Here is a 17085-nt window from a genome sequence, read left to right as displayed (position 1 = left end):
GAGGTCCTTTCACGCCTGGACGACGACGGAGCCGTCGACGACACGCACCGGATAGGTCCGGATACTCCACTCGGGTTTGACCGCCGTGGTTCCGGTGGCCAGCTCGAACCCCCACTGATGCCATGGGCAGTAGAGGAACTCGTTGTCGCGCACCATCACCGCGTCGCCGGGGACGCTCTCGTCCACCACGGTCCGTCCCCGCGTCCGCCCGGAACACAGCGGACCGCCCTCGTGCGGGCAGTAGTTGGCGATGGCGTAGAAGGTGCCGCCGACGTTGTAGACCCCGACCCCGAACCGGCCGATCGGCACCACCATCGACGACCCGGGCGGGATCTCCTCGACCGTGGCGACCACGTGCTCGCGGCCCGGCGCCAGGCGCGGCTGTTCGCCGGACGTCGACCCGTCCTCGGTCATCTCAACGCCTCCGGGGTGAATCGGGCAGCGCAGGAACGAATTCCGGTAGGTGGTAGGTCTCGATGCCGTTGCGGAACATCACCCGGTCCCTGGCCGCCACGGGCAGATGCTTGACCAGCCAACGCGGATCGTCGAAGGTCCAGTGCGGGTAGTCCGAGGAGAACAGCAGGATCCGGCCCGCGTCCATCCATTCCAGCGCGCGGGTCAGTTCGGTCTTGTCCTCTGGATAGTCCAGCGGCTGGGTGGTGAACCGGATGTGTTCCTTGACGTACTCCGAGGGCTTGCGCCGGATCGTCATCCACTGCTTGCGCGAGGCGTAGATCGCGTCCATCCGCCACATCAGCGGCAGGATCCAGGTGAACGCGTGCTCGACGAACACGATGCGCAACGCGGGAAAGCGATCGAAGGTGCCGTCGAAGATCAGGCTCATGATCTGGTTGGCCGCCAGCAGCGAGTAGCTGACCATGAAATCGTGGTTGTAGCTGGGGAATCCGACCGGCGACATGGGCATCGTCTCGAACGCGCCGCGCCCGAGATGGCAGCTCACCACCAGATCGTGGCGCGTCGCCGCCGCCCAGATCGGGTCGTACTTCGGATCGCCCCAGGACGGTCGCGGTTCGGCCTTGAGCAGGATCTGTGCCATGTAGGGATGACCGGCCCACTGCTCGATCTCGGCGACCGCGCCGGCCGGATCGTCCACGGCGACGCAGATCGACCCGCGCCAGCGCTGATGCCAGTTGGCAACCGGGTCGAGCCAGTGGTTGGCCTGCCAGTGGTTGATGCCGGTGGCCATGGCCTGGGTCGCCTGCGGCAGCCGGGTCGCCCGGACGGTCGGCTCCAGGATGGCGATGTCGGAGCCGGCCTCCAGGATCAGCTGCCGGTACGCCAGGTCGGGGTCGCTGCCGGGGAATTGACCGTCGGCGGGGAACGCGTCGACCCGCATCGCGTAGGAGTGCGCGTAGTCGGGGGCGTCGTAGATGATCGTGTCGCCCACCCGGTGACTGAGAAAGTAGGCGCTGCGATGCGGTTCGGGGATGTACTCGACGAGTTCGCCCCGGCGCGGCACCGGATGCACGTCGGAGTCGACGACCCGCACGGCGACCTGTTCGGGTGCGGGGGCACGCTGCTCGTGCTGGATCGGCGGCATACGCATCCTTCCTGGAACTAGCTGGTGGGGACCGCGGCGGCGGTGGGGACCTCGATGCCGTAGAGCCGCGCCGCGTTGGCCCAGCAGAGCTTGTCGCGTTGCTCGGCCGTCAGGGCCGGCGACAGGGTGTCGACATCGGCGGCCTGCCAGTGCGGATAGCTCGAGCCGAACATCACCATGTCGTCCTTGCCGGTGAAACCCAGCCATTCGGCGGCGAATTCGGCGTCGGCGGGCGGACCGTCGTGCCGGTCCTGGACGAAATACACGTGCTCCGGGAGGTAGTCGCTCGGCATTCGCGGCGCCCACGGGGTCTGCTCGAGATGCGGCCTGCCGAAGGTGTCCATCCGCCAGCTGAACGGCGTCAGCAGATCCGCGCCACCGTCGGCCCAGACGAACCGGAGGTCGGGGAACCGCTCGAAGACGCCCTCGGCGATCATGTTCAGCAGGTGGTAGAGGTAGTTGAGCGACATGAACCCGACGTACTGCTCGTAGGTCCGGGTGTGGCCCGACGGCGTCGGCGGGAACGCGATGCTCTCGCCGGTCTCGATGTGCACCGCGACCGGCAACCCGGCCGCGGCGGCGGCCTCCCACAGCGGCCAGAACTGTGGCTTGCCGTAGAGCTCCCGTGCCTGCAACGGCACCCCGACCTGCACGATCGACGGATGCTGCCCGTAACGGGCGATCTCGCGCAGCGCGCCGGGAATGTCCTCCGGGTTGACCCGCAGGGTGCCCCGGAACCGGTCACCGAACTCCTCGTGCGCGAGCCAGCGGGTGACCAGCATGTCGTTGTGCGCGGCCAGCACCGCCGAGGTGAGGTGCCGGTCGGGCAGGATGCCCCGGGTCATCGGATGCAGGATCGCCACGTCGACGCCGCGGTCGGTGAACAGGTGCCCGCCGACCACGGCCGGGTCCGCACCGGGCGCCCGGCGGCCGGGGCCGCTCGAGCCGGCGAGGTATTCACCGCCCGGCGCCCCGTACCAGTCCAGGTCCACATCGGGCACGCCCCGGCTCTTGAACGGTTCGCGCAGATGATCGCGCAGGTCCCTGTTCGAGGCGAAGAAGATGTGCACGCTCGCGTCGATGTACGGGGTGGTGGTGCCGTCGGCGTGGGTCCGCATCAGTCGATCCGGGCCATCTCGGGCCGCGCCGTCACCGACGCGGCGAGCTGCTGCTCGTCACAGATGATCTGGAGTTTGGCCAGGGTCTCGTCCAGGCCTGCGCCGAGCCGCGGGCCGGGGGTGAAGGTGGCAGGCAGGTTGCGCATGCCCTGGATGACCCCGATCGTGTCGTAGTGCACGGTGCCCGCCGGATCGCAGGCGAAGTCGGGCATCCGGTCGAGCACGGCGGTGAGCATCGACTTGAACACGGTGCGCGCGACATTGGAGCCGATGCAGCGGTGCACGCCGAGCCCGAAGCTGAAGTGCCGGTTGCCGCGCCGGTCCAGCACGATGTCGTCCGGATCGGGGAACACCTCGGCATCGCGGTTGGCCATCGCCCAGGACAGCCAGAGCCGTTCGCCCTCTTTGAATTCGGTGCCCTCGATCGCGACGTCGGCCGAGATGGTGCGCCCGTCGCCGGGCGCCGGGGTGAAGTAGCGCAGGAACTCCTCGGTCGCGGGCGCGAGCAGGGTCTCGCGGTCACGGCTGAGCCGGGCGCGTTCCCCGGGATTCTGCGACAACCACTCGAGCGCGTGCGCGGTGAGCGCGGTGGTGGTGTCGAAACCGCCGCCGATGATCAGGCCGAGCATGCCGAGCAGCTCGAGGTCGGGCGCGGGTTCACCGTCGATGCGCAGTTCGGTGAGCGCCTCGAGCAGGCCGGGGCGCGGATGCTGTTTGACCTCGGCCAGACTCGTCAGCAGGTCGATGCCCATCGCGCGGTGCAGTTCGGCCACGCGCGGGGCATCGGGGGAGTCCTCCGGGGTGTACACCGCGGCGTGCACCGGCTCGCTGTAGATCGACCACTTGGCCAGGGGGATGCCGAGCATGGCGAGCGTGAGCACCGCGGGCACGACATTGGCGAGGTCGTCGACGAAATCGATGCGGCCCGATTCGATCTTCTCGTCGAGCGCGGCCCGCACGATCTCGTCGATCACCGGCTCCCAGCGGCGCACCGCGGCCGGGGACAGGTAGGGGTTGAGCACCTGCCGGTAGAGCCGGTGCTCGGGATCGTCCATCTCGAGAATTCCGCCGCGCACGAGTTGCGCGCGCTGGGCGGTGGGAATCGAGATGCCCTTGTACCCGTTGCGCTCGCCGTTGAGGTCGTGGTCGTTGGACACGTGCGGGCAGCGGGCGAGCTCGAAGACCGCGTTCGCCCCGGCGGCCACCCAGTGGCCGTCGTAGGTGTCGGTCCAGGCGACCGGGCACTTCGCGTGCAGGTCGTGGGTGATCTCGGTGAAGCGGTGCCGGTATTCCGGGGTGTGCCGGTCGAAGTGGTATCGGTTCGCCTTGCGGTCCCGGTCGAAGTGGTATCGGTTCGCCTTGCGGTCCCGGTCGGCGGCATCGTCGATGCTCACGGATGCTCTCCTGTTCCAGCGCAGCTGTCGCGCGATCGGAGTGGCACGACAGGGAAGTCCGTGCAAGAACATGACTTGCCGGATACGAGAACCGTACTCTTGAACCGTGTTTCGCCGCAAGGGAGACCCGGCTATTGCCGTGAGCTCGGTTGTCGGCGGCGGCGGGTGTAGCCGGGGGTGACCGGCTTCGGGAACCGTGCGCAGCCACAAGATCCGCGAAAAGATTGCGGCGCTCGCTGTCGGAGAATAACATTCTCGCCATACGATAACTTCGATCTCGCCGGTGTCGTGACGCCCGGTTGGGTGACGGCGGCCGACAAGGAGAGCGCGACAGTGACTTCGCAAGAGAAGGCGCCGACCGTGGAGTGGGACGCCGAGGTCGACGTCGTCGTCCTCGGCAGCGGCGCGGCTGGGCTCACCGCGGCGCTGAGCGCCGCGACCGCCGGTGCGTCGGTCGCGGTCTTCGAGAAGGCGGCGACCGTCGGTGGCACGAGCGCGGTCTCGGGCGGCATAGCCTGGATTCCCGCGCACGATCGGATCCAGGGCGAACCGCTCACCGTCGCCGACGCGATGGCGTATCTGCGCGCGCAGTCCTTCGGCTCGATGGACGAGGACCTGGTCCGGACCTTCGTCGAAACCGGTGCTGCCACCATCGCTTTCGTCGAGGCGCACAGCGGTGTGCGCTTCGAGGTCGCCGACGGATTCCCCGACTACAAACCCGAACTGCCCGGCGGCAAGCCGGGCGGCGGTCGCTCGCTGAGCCCGGTGGCCTTCGATCCGGCCCGGCTCGGACCGTGGCGCGACCGCATCACCAGTTTTCCCGCCGACTGGAGCAATGTCGGTTTCGACGCCGAGACCAGGGCACGGCTGCACGCCTCGGTGGACGAGGACAGCTCGGCCGACCTGTGCGTGGCGGGCACCGCCCTGGTGGCGGGGCTGCTGGTGGGTGTGCTCGCCGCCGGCGTGGTGCCGAGCACCGGCGCCCGCGCGGTCGAACTGCTCGCCGACGACGGCGCGATCACCGGCGTCCGGGTGGCCACCGCGGCGGGCGGCAGCACGGTGCGCGCCCGCCTGGGCGTGGTCCTGGCGACCGGTGGCTTCGAGTGGGACCCGGCACTGGTCGGGGCCTACCTGCGCGGACCCATGCGTGGCCCGGTCTCACCGCCGAACAACACCGGCGACGGCCTGCGGATGGCGATGGCGCACGGCGCGGACCTCGGCACCATGAGTGAGGCGTGGTGGGTGCCGGTGGTGCGGATCCCCGGCGACACCATCGACGGGCATCCGCGCAGCCGCAGCGTCCGGCTCGAGCGGACCCGGCCGCGCAGCATCATGGTCAACCGGGCCGGTCGGCGCTTCGTCAACGAGGCGTCGGAGTACAACTCGATGGCCGGTGCCTTCCACTATCTGGACCCGCGCGGCGGCTACGTCAACGATCCCGGCTGGATCGTCTTCGACGCCGAACACCTGCGCCGCTACGGCTTCCTCGGTGTCGCGCCGGGTGATCCGGTCCCCGCTTGGTTCAACGAATCCGCGGACCTGCCGACGCTGGCCGGGCGCATCGGGGTCGACCCCGCCGGGCTGGCCGCCACCGTGGCCGGCTGGAACCGCGACGTCGCGGCGGGCCACGATCCGGCCTTCGACCGCGGCGCGAGCGCCTACGACGGCTGGTGGGGCGACCAGGATGCCGCGACCGCGGCGGGCCGCACCCTCGGCCCGATCGACACCGGGCCCTACTACGCGGTCCCGGTGACCGTCGGCGCGATGGGCACCAAGGGCGGCCCGCGCACCGACCGCGACGGCCGGGTGCTGCACGTCGACGGCGCGGTCATCCCCGGGCTGTTCGCCGCGGGCAATGCCATGGCCGGAGTCACCGGCCGGGCCTACGGCGGCGCGGGCGGCACCATCGGCCCCGCCATGGTGTGGGGCCACCGGGCCGGGCACACCGCGGCCACCGGCAAGCCGGTCGAGGCCTGACCACAGTGAACAACCGACGGGCAGAGGGAGTGACGGAGTTGTCCGAGCACGAAAGCGTATGGAGCGACCTGCAGGGCGTGCCGTTCACCCAGGGGTACCTCGATGTCGGCGGAGTGCGCACCCGCTACCTGCACGCGGGCGCCGACGACCTCCCCACCCTGGTGCTACTGCACGGGTCCGGCGGACACGCGGAAGCCTATGTCCGCAACCTGGCCGCCCACGCCGACCACTTCTCCACCTGGTCGATCGACATGCTCGGTCACGGCTACACCGACAAACCCGGTCACGCGCTCGAGATCCCGCACTACGTCGACCATCTGATGACGTTCCTCGACACCATCGGCGTGCGCCAGGCGTCGCTGAGCGGTGAGTCGCTGGGCGGCTGGGTCGCCGCCCGCGCCGCCATCGATCACCCCGAGCGGGTCGATCGCCTGGTGCTCAACACCGCGGGCGGCTCCCAGGCCGACCCCGAGGTGATGCGGCGCATCGTCACCCTGTCGATGGCCGCGGCCGCCGACCCCACCTGGGCGACCGTGCGGGCGCGGATCACCTGGCTGATGGCCGACAAGTCCAAGGACTACGCCGATCTCGTCGCCAGCAGGCAGCGCATCTACCGGCAGCCGGGATTCACCGCCGCGATGCACGACATCATGGCCCTGCAGGACCCGGTGATCCGCGAGCGGAACCTGCTGGGGGAGAAGGAGTACGGGCAGATCACCGCGCCCACCCTGGTGGTGTGGACCAGCCACGACCCGACCGCCGATGTGGCCGAGGGCAGGCGGATGGCCTCGATGATCCCCGGCGCCCGCTTCGAGGTGATGCAGAACTGCGGGCACTGGCCGCAGTACGAGGACGCCGCGACCTTCGACGCCCTGCACCTCGCCTTCCTGCTCGGGGCCTGAGATGGCCGACCCCGACGTCCTCATCGTCGGCGCGGGCCCGGTCGGCCTGACGCTGGCCAACATCCTCGGCGCCGCGGGTGTGCGCACCCTGGTGGTCGAGGAGCGCGCCACCCTCATCGACTACCCGCGCGGTGTCGGTCTCGACGACGAATCGCTGCGCACCTTCCAATCGATCGGGCTGATCGAGCGGATCCTGCCGCACACCACCCCGAACCAGATCATGCGCTTCGTCGACGCGCGGCGCCGTCTGCTCGCCGAGATCGCCCCGGCGGACACCTCGTTCGGCTGGCCCAAGCGCAACGGATTCGTGCAGCCACTCGTCGACGCGGAGTTGCTGGCCGGGCTCGACCGGTACCCGTGTGTGTCGGTGCGGTGGTCGGCGGCGGTGGGGACCTGTGCCGACCGGGGCAGGCACGTCGACGTCGGGATCGTGACCGCGACCGGCCCCGAGGTGGTGCGGGCCGGGTATGTCGTCGGGTGCGACGGCGGTCGCAGCGTCACCCGCAAGGCGATGGGCGTGAGCTTCGACGGCACCACCTCACCGACCCGGTGGCTGGTGGTCGACATCGCCGCCGATCCGCTCGGCCACCCCAATATCGAGGTCGCCGCCGACCCGGCGCGCCCGAACGTGTCGGTGTCCATCGCGCACGGAATCCGCCGCTTCGAGTTCATGATCCACGACGACGAACCCGACGAACTGGCCGAGGATCCGGCGTTCGTGGCCGGCATGATCGCACCGCTGGTGCCCTACCCCGAGCGCCTCGACATCATCCGCAGGCGCGTCTACACCCATCACTCCCGCATCGCGGGCGCCTTCCGCGCCGGGCGGCTGCTGCTGGCCGGTGACGCCGCGCATCTGATGCCGGTCTGGCAGGGCCAGGGCTACAACAGCGGAATCCGCGACGCGGCGAATCTGGGCTGGAAGCTGGCGGCCGTGGTGACCGGCCGGGCCGACGCCACGCTGCTCGACTCCTACGACACCGAACGCCGCACCCACGCGCGCGCCATGATCGACCTGTCCACGCTGGTGGGGCGGGTCATCTCGCCGACCGACCGCCGGGTCGCCGCGATCCGGGACGTCCTCGTCCGGGCCGCGGCGGCGATCCCGCCGGTCCGCGGCTATGTGCTCGGCATGAAGTTCAAGCCGATGCCGCGCTACGAGCGCGGTGCGGTGGTGCATCGCTGGTCGCGATCGGAACCGTCGCCGGTCGGGACCTTGTTCGTCCAGCCGGTGGTGCGCACCAGGACGCAGCCGGAGGTGCTGCTCGACGAGGTGCTCGGCCCGTGGTTCGCGGTGCTGTGCTGGAACAACGACCCGCGCGCGGTGCTCGGCGACGAGGTGTTCGCCCGCTGGCTGGCGTTCGGCGCCCGGTTCGTCGCGGCCCGGCCCGCCACGCAATTGGCCTGGGCCGGACAGGATCACGAGGACGTGACCGTCGTCGGTGACCGGACCGGTGCGCTCAAGCGCTGGTTCGACGGCCAGGCAGACTCGGTGGTCTTCCTGCGTCCGGACCGGGTCGTCGCCGGGTCGTCCATCGCGCAGTTCGCCCCCGAACTCGGCGCCGACCTGCTCGACACCATCGCCTCGACGCGAGGAGGTTCCGATGCCGCTGGCCGTGTGCTGCGTCTCGCACAGCCCTCTGCTTGACCTGCCCGGGCCGTCGCCGGAACTGCGCGCCGAGATCGGGGCCGCCGTCGACGACGCGGCCCGCTTCGTGCGCGAGTTCGATCCCGAGCTGGTGGTGACCTTCGCGCCCGACCACTACAACGGCTTCTTCTACCGGACGATGCCCCCCTTCTGCATCGGCACAGCGGCTTCCGGCGTCGGCGACTACGGCACCCATGCCGGACCGCTGGACGTTCCGGCCGCGCTGGCGACCGAGCTCGCCGAGGCGGTGCTGGCCGCGGGCGTGGACGTCGCGGTGTCGACGGCGATGGATGTCGACCACGGCACCGTGCAGCCACTGGAACGGCTGCTCGGCGCGGCCACCGCACGTCCGGTGATCCCGGTCTTCGTCAACGCGGTCGCTGTTCCGCTCGGTCCGGTGGACCGCGCCAGAGCCCTCGGAGCGGCGGTGGGCGCGTTCCTGGCCACGCTCGACGGACGGGTCCTGGTCCTCGGTTCCGGTGGCCTGTCCCATGATCCGCCGGTGCCGCGTCTGGACACCGCGACCGGCGCGGTCCGCGACCGGATCGTGCACGGCGGGCCGATGTCAGCCGAGCAGCGTGCCGCCCGCAGCGCCGCGGTGGTCGAGGCCGCTCGCGAATTCGCCGCGGGCGAGGGCGCCCTGCGACCGCTGAACCCGCAGTGGGACAACGAATTCCTGACTCTGCTCGACGAGGGCAGGCTGGCCGAGTTCGCGCACTGGGACAACGCGGCCGTCACGGCCGCCGCGGGCCACTCCGCCCACGAGATCCGCACCTGGGTGGCGGCGTTCGCGGCGCTGGCCCAGCAGGGCCCGTACCGGACGCCCGTGCGTTACTACCGGGCCGCCCCCGCGCTCATCGCCGGTTTCGCGGTGCGCGCCGCCGTGCCCGCCGACCCGGACCCGACGACGAAGGAGGGCCGAGCATGACCGCCGACGCCACCCCGGAACCACCGTCCGGCACCATATTCGACGAAGAGGTCGACGTCCTCGTCGCCGGTTCGGGCGGCGGCGGGCTCACCGCCGCGCTGAAGGCGGAGGCCGACGGGCTGTCGGTGTTGGTCGTCGAGAAGGGCCCCAGTTACGGCGGATCGACCGCGCTGTCCGGCGGCGGCATCTGGGTGCCCAACGCGCCGGCGCAGCGGCGCGCCGGTTTCGCCCTCGACCCCGACGATGTCGTCACCTACCTGGAGACCATCACCGAGGGCGCGGTCGACACCGCACGCCTGCGCGGCTACGTCACCAAGGCCCCCGAGATGATGGAGTTCCTCGAAAGTCGCAGCTGCCGAATGGAATTCGTCTGGAAACCCGGCTACGCCGACTACTATCCGGAACTGCCCGGCGGCTCGGCCCAGGGCAGCACCATCAATGTCCCGCCGATCGATCTGCGCGAACTCGGCGAGGACGAGGCCACCCTGCTCGCACCGCTCGCGCTGGCGCCCAAGGGCATCTGGCTGGGGCCCAAGGATCTGCGGATGTTCTACCGGGTCCGGCAGAGCTGGCGTGGCAAAGCGGTACTGCTGAAGCTGATCTGGCGGATGGTGCGCGCCCACCTGTTCGGCGACCGCATCGTCACCATCGGCCAGTCGCTGGTGGCGCGGCTGCGGCTGGCGCTGCGGGAACACGGTGTCCCACTGTGGCTGAACGCCCCGATCACCGCGCTGCACGTCGAGAACGGCCGCGTCGTCGGCGCGACCGTCGCCCGCGACGGCAGACCGGTGCGGGTGCGCGCCCGGCGCGGGGTGATCCTGGCGACCGGGGGTTTCGACCACGACCTGGCCTGGCGCGTCGCCGAACAGCCCGCCGTGGACGAGGACTGGAGTTTCGGCAACCAGCTCTCCCTCGGTGACGGTATCCGCCTCGGCCGCGAGGCGGGCGGCGACACCGAGCTGATGGACGAGGCCTGGTGGTTCCCGGCGATCCAGTGGCCCGACGGTCGGCTGCAGTTCATGCTCAACGAGCGGATGATGCCCGCCCAGTTCATGGTCAACGGCGCGGGTGAGCGCTTCGTCAACGAGGCCGCGCCCTATATGGACTTCGGCCACGCCATGATCGAGGGCCAGAAATCCGGGGTCACCCACATCCCGTGCTGGCTGATCACCGACCACCGCTCCTGGAAGCGCTACGTCATCGGCGGGCACCTGCCGATCCCGAAGATCCCGCTCGCGCCGGTCCCCACCGGCTTCACGATTCCCGCCGCCTGGCTGGAGTCGGGCGTGGTCGTCGCCGCCGACAGCTGGGCGGAACTCGCCGCGAAGATCGATGTCCCGGCGGAAGCGTTGCAGTACACGGCGACTCGCTTCAACAAGCTCGCACACGCGGGCCACGACGACGACTTCGGGCGCGGCGACAGCGTCTACGACAACTACTACGGCGACCACACCCTGCCGAACCCGAACCTGCACCCGATCGGCAAACCGCCCTACTACGCCTTCCGCGTCATCCTCGGCGACCTGGGCACCTCGGGCGGGCTGCGCACCGACGAGCACGCCCGGGTGCTGCGCGCCGACGGCACGGCGATCGCGGGCCTGTACGCGGTCGGCAACACCGCGGCCGCGGTCATGGGCCGCAGCTACGCGGGTGCAGGCGCGACCATCGGCCCGGCCATGACCTTCGGCTACATCGCCGCCGAGCACCTGACGCAGCACCCGGCACCCGCCGACACCACTGGAGGTACCCGATGAAAATTTCCCTCTTCTACGAATTCGCGCTGCCGCGGCCGTGGACCGACGACGACGAATACCAGATGTTCCAGGACGGTCTGGACGAGGTCGAACTCGCCGATCAGGCGGGCTTCTCGACCGTCTGGCTCACCGAGCACCACTTCCTCGAGGAGTACTGTCACTCGACCGCGCCGGAGATGTTCCTGGCCGCGGCCAGCCAGCGCACCGAGAACATCCGCCTCGGCTTCGGCATCATGCACCTGCCGCCGGCGATCAACCATCCCGCCCGCGCCGCCGAACGGGTCGCCACCCTCGACCACCTGTCCAACGGGCGCGTCGAATTCGGCACCGGCGAATCGTCCTCGGTCGGTGAGCTCGGCGGGTTCGCCATCGACCCGGCCGACAAGCGCGCCCAGTGGGAAGAGGCACTGCAGGTCACCGTGCGCTGCATGACCGAAGCGCCGTTCACCGGTTTCAAGGGCAACCACCTCGAGATGCCCGCCCGCAATGTCATCCCGAAGCCGCGCCAGACCCCGCACCCGCCGCTGTGGGTCGCCTGCACCCGGCCGTCGTCGGTGCAGATGGCGGCTCGGATGGGTATCGGCGCACTGAGTTTCGCCTACACCGGGCCCGAGGCGCTGGGCGACCGGGTGCGCGGCTACTACCAGGAGTTCGAGGACCACGCGGCGCCGATGGTGCCGCGGATGAACCCGAACATCCTCGCCATCGGCGGCGACCTGTCGATGATGGTCGCCCCCACCGACGACCAGGCCGTGCAACGCCTCGGCGTCGGCGGCGGGTTCTTCTCCTACGGGATCATGCACTACTACATGACCGGCATGCACACCCCCGGCCGGACCCAGGTGTGGCAGTCCTACCTCGACGCCGTGAAGGACGATCCGACCGTCGCCTACGGTCCCGGCCGTGGCGCGATCGGTTCGCCCGACACCGTGCGCGAATTCCTGCGCGGCTACGAGGCCAGCGGCGTCGACGAGATCATCCTGCTGCTCAACCCGCGCAGCCACGAGGCCACCATGGAATCGCTCGAGATCATGGGCAAGCAGGTGCTGCCCGAATTCATCGAACGCGACGAGTCGGCCGTAGCCGAGAAGGCGAAGCGGATGGCCCCGATCCTGGCGAAGGCCGAGGCGCGCCGCGTGCCGATGCCCTCGCCCGCCTTCGACGAGGACTACTCCTTCGGCGGTCTGCCCACCGGTCGCGGCGGGACGTTCACCGCGGGCGAGATTCCCGAGGCGATGGCCGAGATCGAAGAGGGCCAGAAGCAGGCCGCGGCCCGGCTCGAAGAGCAGCAGCGACTGCTGGAAGAACGCGGCCGGGCCTGAGGCGATGGACACCTTCGAGCAGCGGTGCCGATTCGACGGGCAGCGGGTGGTGGTCACCGGCTGCGCGTCGGGCATCGGCGCGCGCGTCGCCGCCGAGGTGTCGCGGCTGGGCGCGCGGGTCGTCGGCGTCGACCTGCGCGACCCCGGCCGCGACGCGGTGTGCGACGAGTTCGTCGCGATGGACCAGGGCGACCCCGCCGCGATCGACACCGCGCTCACCCGGATCGGCGGCACGGTCGACGCGCTGTTCAATGTCGCGGGGGTGTCCTCCGGCATCGGCGACCCGAGCAAGGTGGTCGCGGTGAATTTCCTGGGTCTGCGCCGGTTCACCGAGGCGATCGTGGCGGGCATGGCGCCCGGTTCGGCGGTCGTCTCGGTGTCCTCGCTCGCGGCCTCCGACTATCACGAGAACCGCTGGGACACCGCGGGACTGCTCGACACCGCCTCCTTCGCCGACGGCCTGGTGTGGTGCGCCGACCATCCGGAGATCGTCGCCGACGGCGGCGGCTACCGGCTGGCCAAGGAGGCGCTGATCCTCTACACGATGCGGCGCTCGGTGGAGCTGGCCGCCGCGGGGATCCGGATCAACTGCACCGGTCCCGGCGTCACCGACACCCCCATCCTGGATCAGCTGCGCACCGCCTACGGACCGCACTACCTCGACGGCATCCCCCAGCCGCTCGGCCGCGCCGCGGACCCGGTCGAGCAGGCCACGGCGCTGCTGTTCCTCAACAGCGGGGCGGCGGCCTACATCACCGGCCAGGTGCTGTGGGTCGACGGCGGCACGCTCGCCGCGCGCCTGGCGGACGAACTGGCCGGCCCCGCCCCGGCCACCCGGCAATAACTGGAAGGAATCCACCGCCGTGGCAACTCTCACCGATTTCCACTCCCTCGCCGAGCGGGTCCGCAACTGGGGCCGCTGGGGCGCCGACGACGAACTGGGCACCCTGAACTTCATCACCCCGGCCAAGATCGCCGCCGCCGCCGGACTCGTCCGCCACGGCAAGGTCTTCCCGCTCGGGATCGACTTCGGCTCCAGCGGCCCGCAGGGCGCCTTCCAGTTCCGGCAGAACCCCACCCACGTGATGACCGTCGACGGCGGCGACGCCAGGACCCTGGCCGAATACGGCCCGAAGTGGTTGCGCAACAGCGTCGCGGGCGAACTGAGCAGCTTCTTCGCCGACAACCCGTTCCGCTTCAACGACGACCTGATCATCATGCCGCTGCAGGCCGCCACCCAGTGGGACGCGCTGTCGCACGTCTACTACGCCGACCAGCTCTACAACGGTTTCCCCGCCGAGTCCGTCACCAGCCAGGGCGCCTTCCACTGCGGCATCGACAAGGTCGACGGCAAGGGCATCACCAGCCGTGGCGTGCTGCTGGACCTGGTGCGCTATCGCGGCGCGGACACCTATCTCGCGCCGGGCGCGCCGATCACCGCCGACGAACTCGACGAATGCGCCGCCCGCCAAGGCGTCACGATCGAATCCGGTGACATCGTGCTGGTGCGCACCGGCTGGTGGGACCGCTATCTCGAGGCCCGCGACGGCGCCGAGCCGTACTCCGGCCTGGACTGGACCTGTGCGCTGTGGCTGCACGAACACGAGATCGCCGCGGTCGCCGCCGACAACCTGATGGTCGAGGACCCGGCCCCCGGCGTCGACGGCACCTTCCTGCCGCTGCACATGCTGTGCCTGCGCGATATGGGCCTGATGCTCGGCGAGTACTGGGACTTCGCGGCGCTGGCCGCCGACTGTGCCGCCGACGGGGTCTACGAATTCCAGCTCGTCGCACCGCCGTTGCGCGTCGTCGGCGCGGTCGGGTCGCCCCTGAACCCCATCGCGATCAAGTAGCGGAGGTCGACCGAACATGACTGTCAGCACGACGAGCCAGACCACGGCGACACCGGTCACCGACGGACGCCCGTTCGTGGTCGGCCTCGGCGGCACCCTGCGCGAGGACTCCTCGACCGAACGCGCCCTGCGGCACTGCCTGGCCGCGGTCGAGCGACGCGGTGGGCGCACGGCCCTGTTCAGCGGCACCGACATCGATCTGCCGATGTACAGCCCGCACGAGCCAGGCCGCACCGCGCGCGCGACCGCCCTGGTCGAGGCCCTGCGGCGGGCCGATGCCGTGCTCGTCGGGTCACCCGGCTACCACGGCGGAGTGTCCGGCCTGGTCAAGAACGCGCTCGACTACATCGAGGACATGCGCGGCGACACCACGGTCTACCTGGACAACAAGCCCTGGGGATGCATCACCTGCGCCTACGGCTGGCAGGCCGCGGTCGGCACGCTCGGCCAGCTGCGCGTCATCGGCCACGCTCTGCGCGCCTGGCCGACCCCGCTCGGCGTGGCGATCAACTCGGCCGAACCGATCTGGGACGCCGAGGGCGCGCTCACCGATGCCGGCATCGAGGCCCAGCTGGACATGCTGGCCGGGCAGCTGCTGTCCTTCGTCCCCACGGGCGGCGGCCGGTCATGAGCGAGAACCGCACGGAGACTCGGCATCTGGCGGTGTCCACCGCCCTGACCGCGCTGCGGGCGGGCCGCGTGATCATCGTCGCCGACCCGGCGGCCGAGGGCGTTCGTGGGCATCTGGTGCTGGCCGCCGAACACGTCACCCCCGCCGCGATCACGGTGCTGAGCGGGCTGGGCTGCGGGCTCGTACAGGTCGCGCTTCGTGCTACGACGCTGGACGCCCTCGCCGTTCCGCCCGCGGATCCGGCGGGCACCGGCCCGAACCGGGCCCGCTACCGGGTCTCGGTCGGTCTGGCGGGCTCGGCCGGAATCTGTGCCTCTCAGCGCGCGGCCACCGTGCGGGCCCTCGCCTCGGCCGATGCGCACGCGGCCGAATTCATGAGGCCGGGAAACGTTTTCCCCCTCGGCACCGCCGCCGACGGTGTGCTGGAAGTCCCCGAGATCCCGGAGGCCGCTGTCGATGTCACCGAGCTCGCCGGGCTGCGGCCCGCCGGGGTGATCTGCGAGATCACCGGCGCCGACGGGGAATACCCCACCTGGCCGGACCTGGCCGAACTCGGCCGCGTCCACGGGTTCCCGATGGTCTCGGTCGCCGAGGTGGTCGCCTACCGGCGCCGTGAGCTGTGCCGGGTGACCAGACACGGTGCCGCGCGCATCCCGGCGCCGCTCGGACAGTTCCGGGCCATCGGCTTCACCGACGGCCTCGATCGCGAACACATCGCCTTCGTGCACGGCGACCCCGCCCGCGCAAGCGCGCCGCTGGTGCGGCTGCACTTCGAATGCCTCATCGGTGACGTGCTCGGGTCGCGGGCGTGCGGCTGCCGCGACGCGCTGCACGGCGCCCTCGCGCGGATCGCGGCCGCGGGCTGTGGCGTGCTGATCTATGTGCGGGCAGGCAAGACTGCGATCGGCGACACGCTCCGGGCGAGCGCGCCCGGCGGGGAATCGGCGCTGCCCCGGGCACATCCGGTGGGACACAGCGATCTGCAGTCCGCCTTCGACATCCTCGACGACCTCGGCCTGCGCGAGATCCGGCTGCTCACCGAACCCGGCGAGACCCATACCGCGCCCGGGCACGTGCGCGTCGTCGAGCGTGTGCCGCTCTCGGCGGTCGAGCGGGTGGAGCGGGCCTCGTGATCGCCGACTACCGCCGTCTCGTCGTCGACGGGCACGAGACCGCCTATCTCGACACCGGTTCCGGCGAACCGGTCGTCCTGCTGCACGGTGGCGAATTCGGCGCCGACGCGGCGCTGGGCTGGGAGTACACCGTCGACGTCCTCGCCCACAGCCATCGGGTGATCGCCCCGGACATGCTCGGCTACGGCCGCTCGGCGAAGGTCGTCGACTTCACCGACGGGCGCGGACTGCGCATCCGCCACGTCGCCGCCCTGCTGGCCGTCCTCGGCGTCGACTCCGCGCATTTCGTCGGCAATTCGATGGGCGCGATCAACCTGCTGGTCGATCAGACCGCCGCGCGGCCGCGGCTGCGGGCGCGCAGCCTGGTCGCGATCTGCGGTGGCGGCGAGATCCTGCGCAACGAACACGTCGACGCGCTCTACGACTACGACGCGACCACCGTGGGGATGCGCCGCATCGTGGCGGCCCTGTTCCAGTCGCGCGCCTACCCCGCCGACGTCGACTACGTCCGGCGCCGCCACGAGTCCAGCGTCGCGCCGGGCGCGTGGGAGGCCCTGGCCGCCGCCCGATTCCGCCGTCCCGGCGCCGACGCGCCGTCGACCCCGGCCGCTGACCGCGACTACCACCGGATCGCGGCGCCCACCCTGTTCGTCGAAGGCGCGGGCGACAAGCTGCTGCCCGCGGGCTGGGCGGACGAGCTGGCGCACCGGGTGCCCCGCGGAGCGAGCGCGGTCGTACCGGACGCCGGGCACTGCCCTCAGCTCGAGCAGCCCGCCGTACTCAACGCGTTGCTGCTGGATTTCCTCGCCCGCCACGCCGATTCGGCGGAGCGGGTCACGGATGCGCCGGTCGTGGCGCGATGAC

At 70.8% G+C, this 17085-nt stretch carries 15 protein-coding genes; 11 read left to right on the top strand and 4 right to left on the bottom strand.

The genetic code is table 11. From position 1 onward, the window contains the following. Positions 1 to 9: 9 nt before the first annotated feature. The 4 genes from ACFYWJ_RS23530 to ACFYWJ_RS23515 are packed head-to-tail and all read right to left on the bottom strand — an operon-like array spanning position 10 to position 4073. The gene (locus ACFYWJ_RS23530) at positions 10 to 414 is read right to left on the bottom strand and encodes a Rieske 2Fe-2S domain-containing protein (RefSeq protein WP_355277929.1); all 405 of its coding nucleotides are present in this window, start codon (positions 412 to 414) and stop codon (positions 10 to 12) included. Position 415: 1 nt separating this feature from the next. Continuing rightward, on the bottom strand, positions 416 to 1561 hold the full coding sequence (locus ACFYWJ_RS23525; protein ID WP_355277926.1) for an amidohydrolase family protein: 1146 nt from the start codon (positions 1559 to 1561) through the stop codon (positions 416 to 418). Positions 1562 to 1578: 17 nt separating this feature from the next. Beyond that, a complete protein-coding gene (locus ACFYWJ_RS23520) occupies positions 1579 to 2679 on the bottom strand; it encodes an amidohydrolase family protein (RefSeq protein ID WP_355277924.1) in 1101 nt (366 codons plus the stop codon). Further along, entirely contained in the window at positions 2679 to 4073 is a 1395-nt protein-coding gene (locus ACFYWJ_RS23515; RefSeq protein WP_387161892.1) for a cytochrome P450, read from the bottom strand. The genes ACFYWJ_RS23520 and ACFYWJ_RS23515 overlap by 1 nt, the downstream gene beginning before the upstream one ends. Positions 4074 to 4433: 360 nt before the next feature. On the opposite strand from ACFYWJ_RS23515, the gene ACFYWJ_RS23510 reads away from it, so the two are divergent. The 11 genes from ACFYWJ_RS23510 to ACFYWJ_RS23460 are packed head-to-tail and all read left to right on the top strand — an operon-like array spanning position 4434 to position 17084. Beyond that, positions 4434 to 6050, top strand: a complete 1617-nt coding sequence (locus ACFYWJ_RS23510; RefSeq protein WP_355278537.1) for an FAD-dependent oxidoreductase — start codon at positions 4434 to 4436, stop codon at positions 6048 to 6050. A 38-nt stretch (positions 6051 to 6088) separates the two neighbouring features. After that, positions 6089 to 6952, top strand: coding sequence for an alpha/beta hydrolase (locus ACFYWJ_RS23505; protein ID WP_355277922.1), 864 nt, complete (start codon positions 6089 to 6091; stop codon positions 6950 to 6952). A gap of 1 nt (position 6953) precedes the next feature. Then, positions 6954 to 8600 carry a bifunctional 3-(3-hydroxy-phenyl)propionate/3-hydroxycinnamic acid hydroxylase gene (locus ACFYWJ_RS23500; protein ID WP_355277920.1) on the top strand — a complete coding sequence of 549 codons (1647 nt, stop codon included), beginning with the start codon at positions 6954 to 6956 and terminating at the stop codon, positions 8598 to 8600. Next, a complete protein-coding gene (locus ACFYWJ_RS23495) occupies positions 8557 to 9528 on the top strand; it encodes a 3-carboxyethylcatechol 2,3-dioxygenase (protein WP_355277919.1) in 972 nt (323 codons plus the stop codon). The genes ACFYWJ_RS23500 and ACFYWJ_RS23495 overlap by 44 nt, the downstream gene beginning before the upstream one ends. Continuing rightward, positions 9525 to 11282, top strand: coding sequence for an FAD-binding protein (locus ACFYWJ_RS23490; protein ID WP_355277917.1), 1758 nt, complete (start codon positions 9525 to 9527; stop codon positions 11280 to 11282). Before ACFYWJ_RS23495 ends, ACFYWJ_RS23490 begins: the two co-directional genes overlap by 4 nt. Continuing rightward, the gene (locus ACFYWJ_RS23485; RefSeq protein ID WP_355277915.1) at positions 11279 to 12604 is read left to right on the top strand and encodes an LLM class flavin-dependent oxidoreductase; all 1326 of its coding nucleotides are present in this window, start codon (positions 11279 to 11281) and stop codon (positions 12602 to 12604) included. The genes ACFYWJ_RS23490 and ACFYWJ_RS23485 overlap by 4 nt, the downstream gene beginning before the upstream one ends. Before the next feature lie 4 nt (positions 12605 to 12608). Next, positions 12609 to 13448 carry a coniferyl-alcohol dehydrogenase gene (locus tag ACFYWJ_RS23480; RefSeq protein WP_355277912.1) on the top strand — a complete coding sequence of 280 codons (840 nt, stop codon included), beginning with the start codon at positions 12609 to 12611 and terminating at the stop codon, positions 13446 to 13448. A gap of 19 nt (positions 13449 to 13467) precedes the next feature. Next, the gene (locus ACFYWJ_RS23475) at positions 13468 to 14457 is read left to right on the top strand and encodes a cyclase family protein (protein ID WP_355277911.1); all 990 of its coding nucleotides are present in this window, start codon (positions 13468 to 13470) and stop codon (positions 14455 to 14457) included. A gap of 16 nt (positions 14458 to 14473) precedes the next feature. Beyond that, positions 14474 to 15088 (top strand): NAD(P)H-dependent oxidoreductase, encoded by a 615-nt coding sequence (locus ACFYWJ_RS23470; RefSeq protein WP_355277908.1) that lies wholly within the window; start codon positions 14474 to 14476, stop codon positions 15086 to 15088. Beyond that, complete coding sequence (locus tag ACFYWJ_RS23465; protein ID WP_355277907.1) at positions 15085 to 16221, top strand: 3,4-dihydroxy-2-butanone-4-phosphate synthase; 1137 nt, start codon at positions 15085 to 15087, stop codon at positions 16219 to 16221. The genes ACFYWJ_RS23470 and ACFYWJ_RS23465 overlap by 4 nt, the downstream gene beginning before the upstream one ends. After that, on the top strand, positions 16221 to 17084 hold the full coding sequence (locus ACFYWJ_RS23460) for an alpha/beta fold hydrolase (protein ID WP_387162240.1): 864 nt from the start codon (positions 16221 to 16223) through the stop codon (positions 17082 to 17084). The genes ACFYWJ_RS23465 and ACFYWJ_RS23460 overlap by 1 nt, the downstream gene beginning before the upstream one ends. Position 17085: the final 1 nt, after the last annotated feature.

The sequence above is a fragment of the Nocardia sp. NPDC003269 genome, from assembly GCF_042888005.1.
Lineage (GTDB): Bacteria > Actinomycetota > Actinomycetes > Mycobacteriales > Mycobacteriaceae > Nocardia.
Note: the sequence above shows the minus strand (reverse complement) of the source record. Positions and strands in the feature narration are given on the sequence as shown.

Bases quoted from the DNA above. Each gene is read 5' to 3' on its own strand.
- ACFYWJ_RS23490 (WP_355277917.1), top strand. From the start codon at position 9,525: ATGACCGCCGACGCCACCCCGGAACCACCGTCCGGCACCATATTCGAC.
- ACFYWJ_RS23465 (WP_355277907.1), top strand. From the start codon at position 15,085: ATGAGCGAGAACCGCACGGAGACTCGGCATCTGGCGGTGTCCACCGCC.
- ACFYWJ_RS23530 (WP_355277929.1), bottom strand. From the start codon at position 414: ATGACCGAGGACGGGTCGACGTCCGGCGAACAGCCGCGCCTGGCGCCG.
- ACFYWJ_RS23480 (WP_355277912.1), top strand. From the start codon at position 12,609: ATGGACACCTTCGAGCAGCGGTGCCGATTCGACGGGCAGCGGGTGGTG.
- ACFYWJ_RS23500 (WP_355277920.1), top strand. From the start codon at position 6,954: ATGGCCGACCCCGACGTCCTCATCGTCGGCGCGGGCCCGGTCGGCCTG.
- ACFYWJ_RS23495 (WP_355277919.1), top strand. From the start codon at position 8,557: ATGCCGCTGGCCGTGTGCTGCGTCTCGCACAGCCCTCTGCTTGACCTG.
- ACFYWJ_RS23520 (WP_355277924.1), bottom strand. From the start codon at position 2,679: ATGCGGACCCACGCCGACGGCACCACCACCCCGTACATCGACGCGAGC.
- ACFYWJ_RS23525 (WP_355277926.1), bottom strand. From the start codon at position 1,561: ATGCCGCCGATCCAGCACGAGCAGCGTGCCCCCGCACCCGAACAGGTC.
- ACFYWJ_RS23485 (WP_355277915.1), top strand. From the start codon at position 11,279: ATGAAAATTTCCCTCTTCTACGAATTCGCGCTGCCGCGGCCGTGGACC.
- ACFYWJ_RS23470 (WP_355277908.1), top strand. From the start codon at position 14,474: ATGACTGTCAGCACGACGAGCCAGACCACGGCGACACCGGTCACCGAC.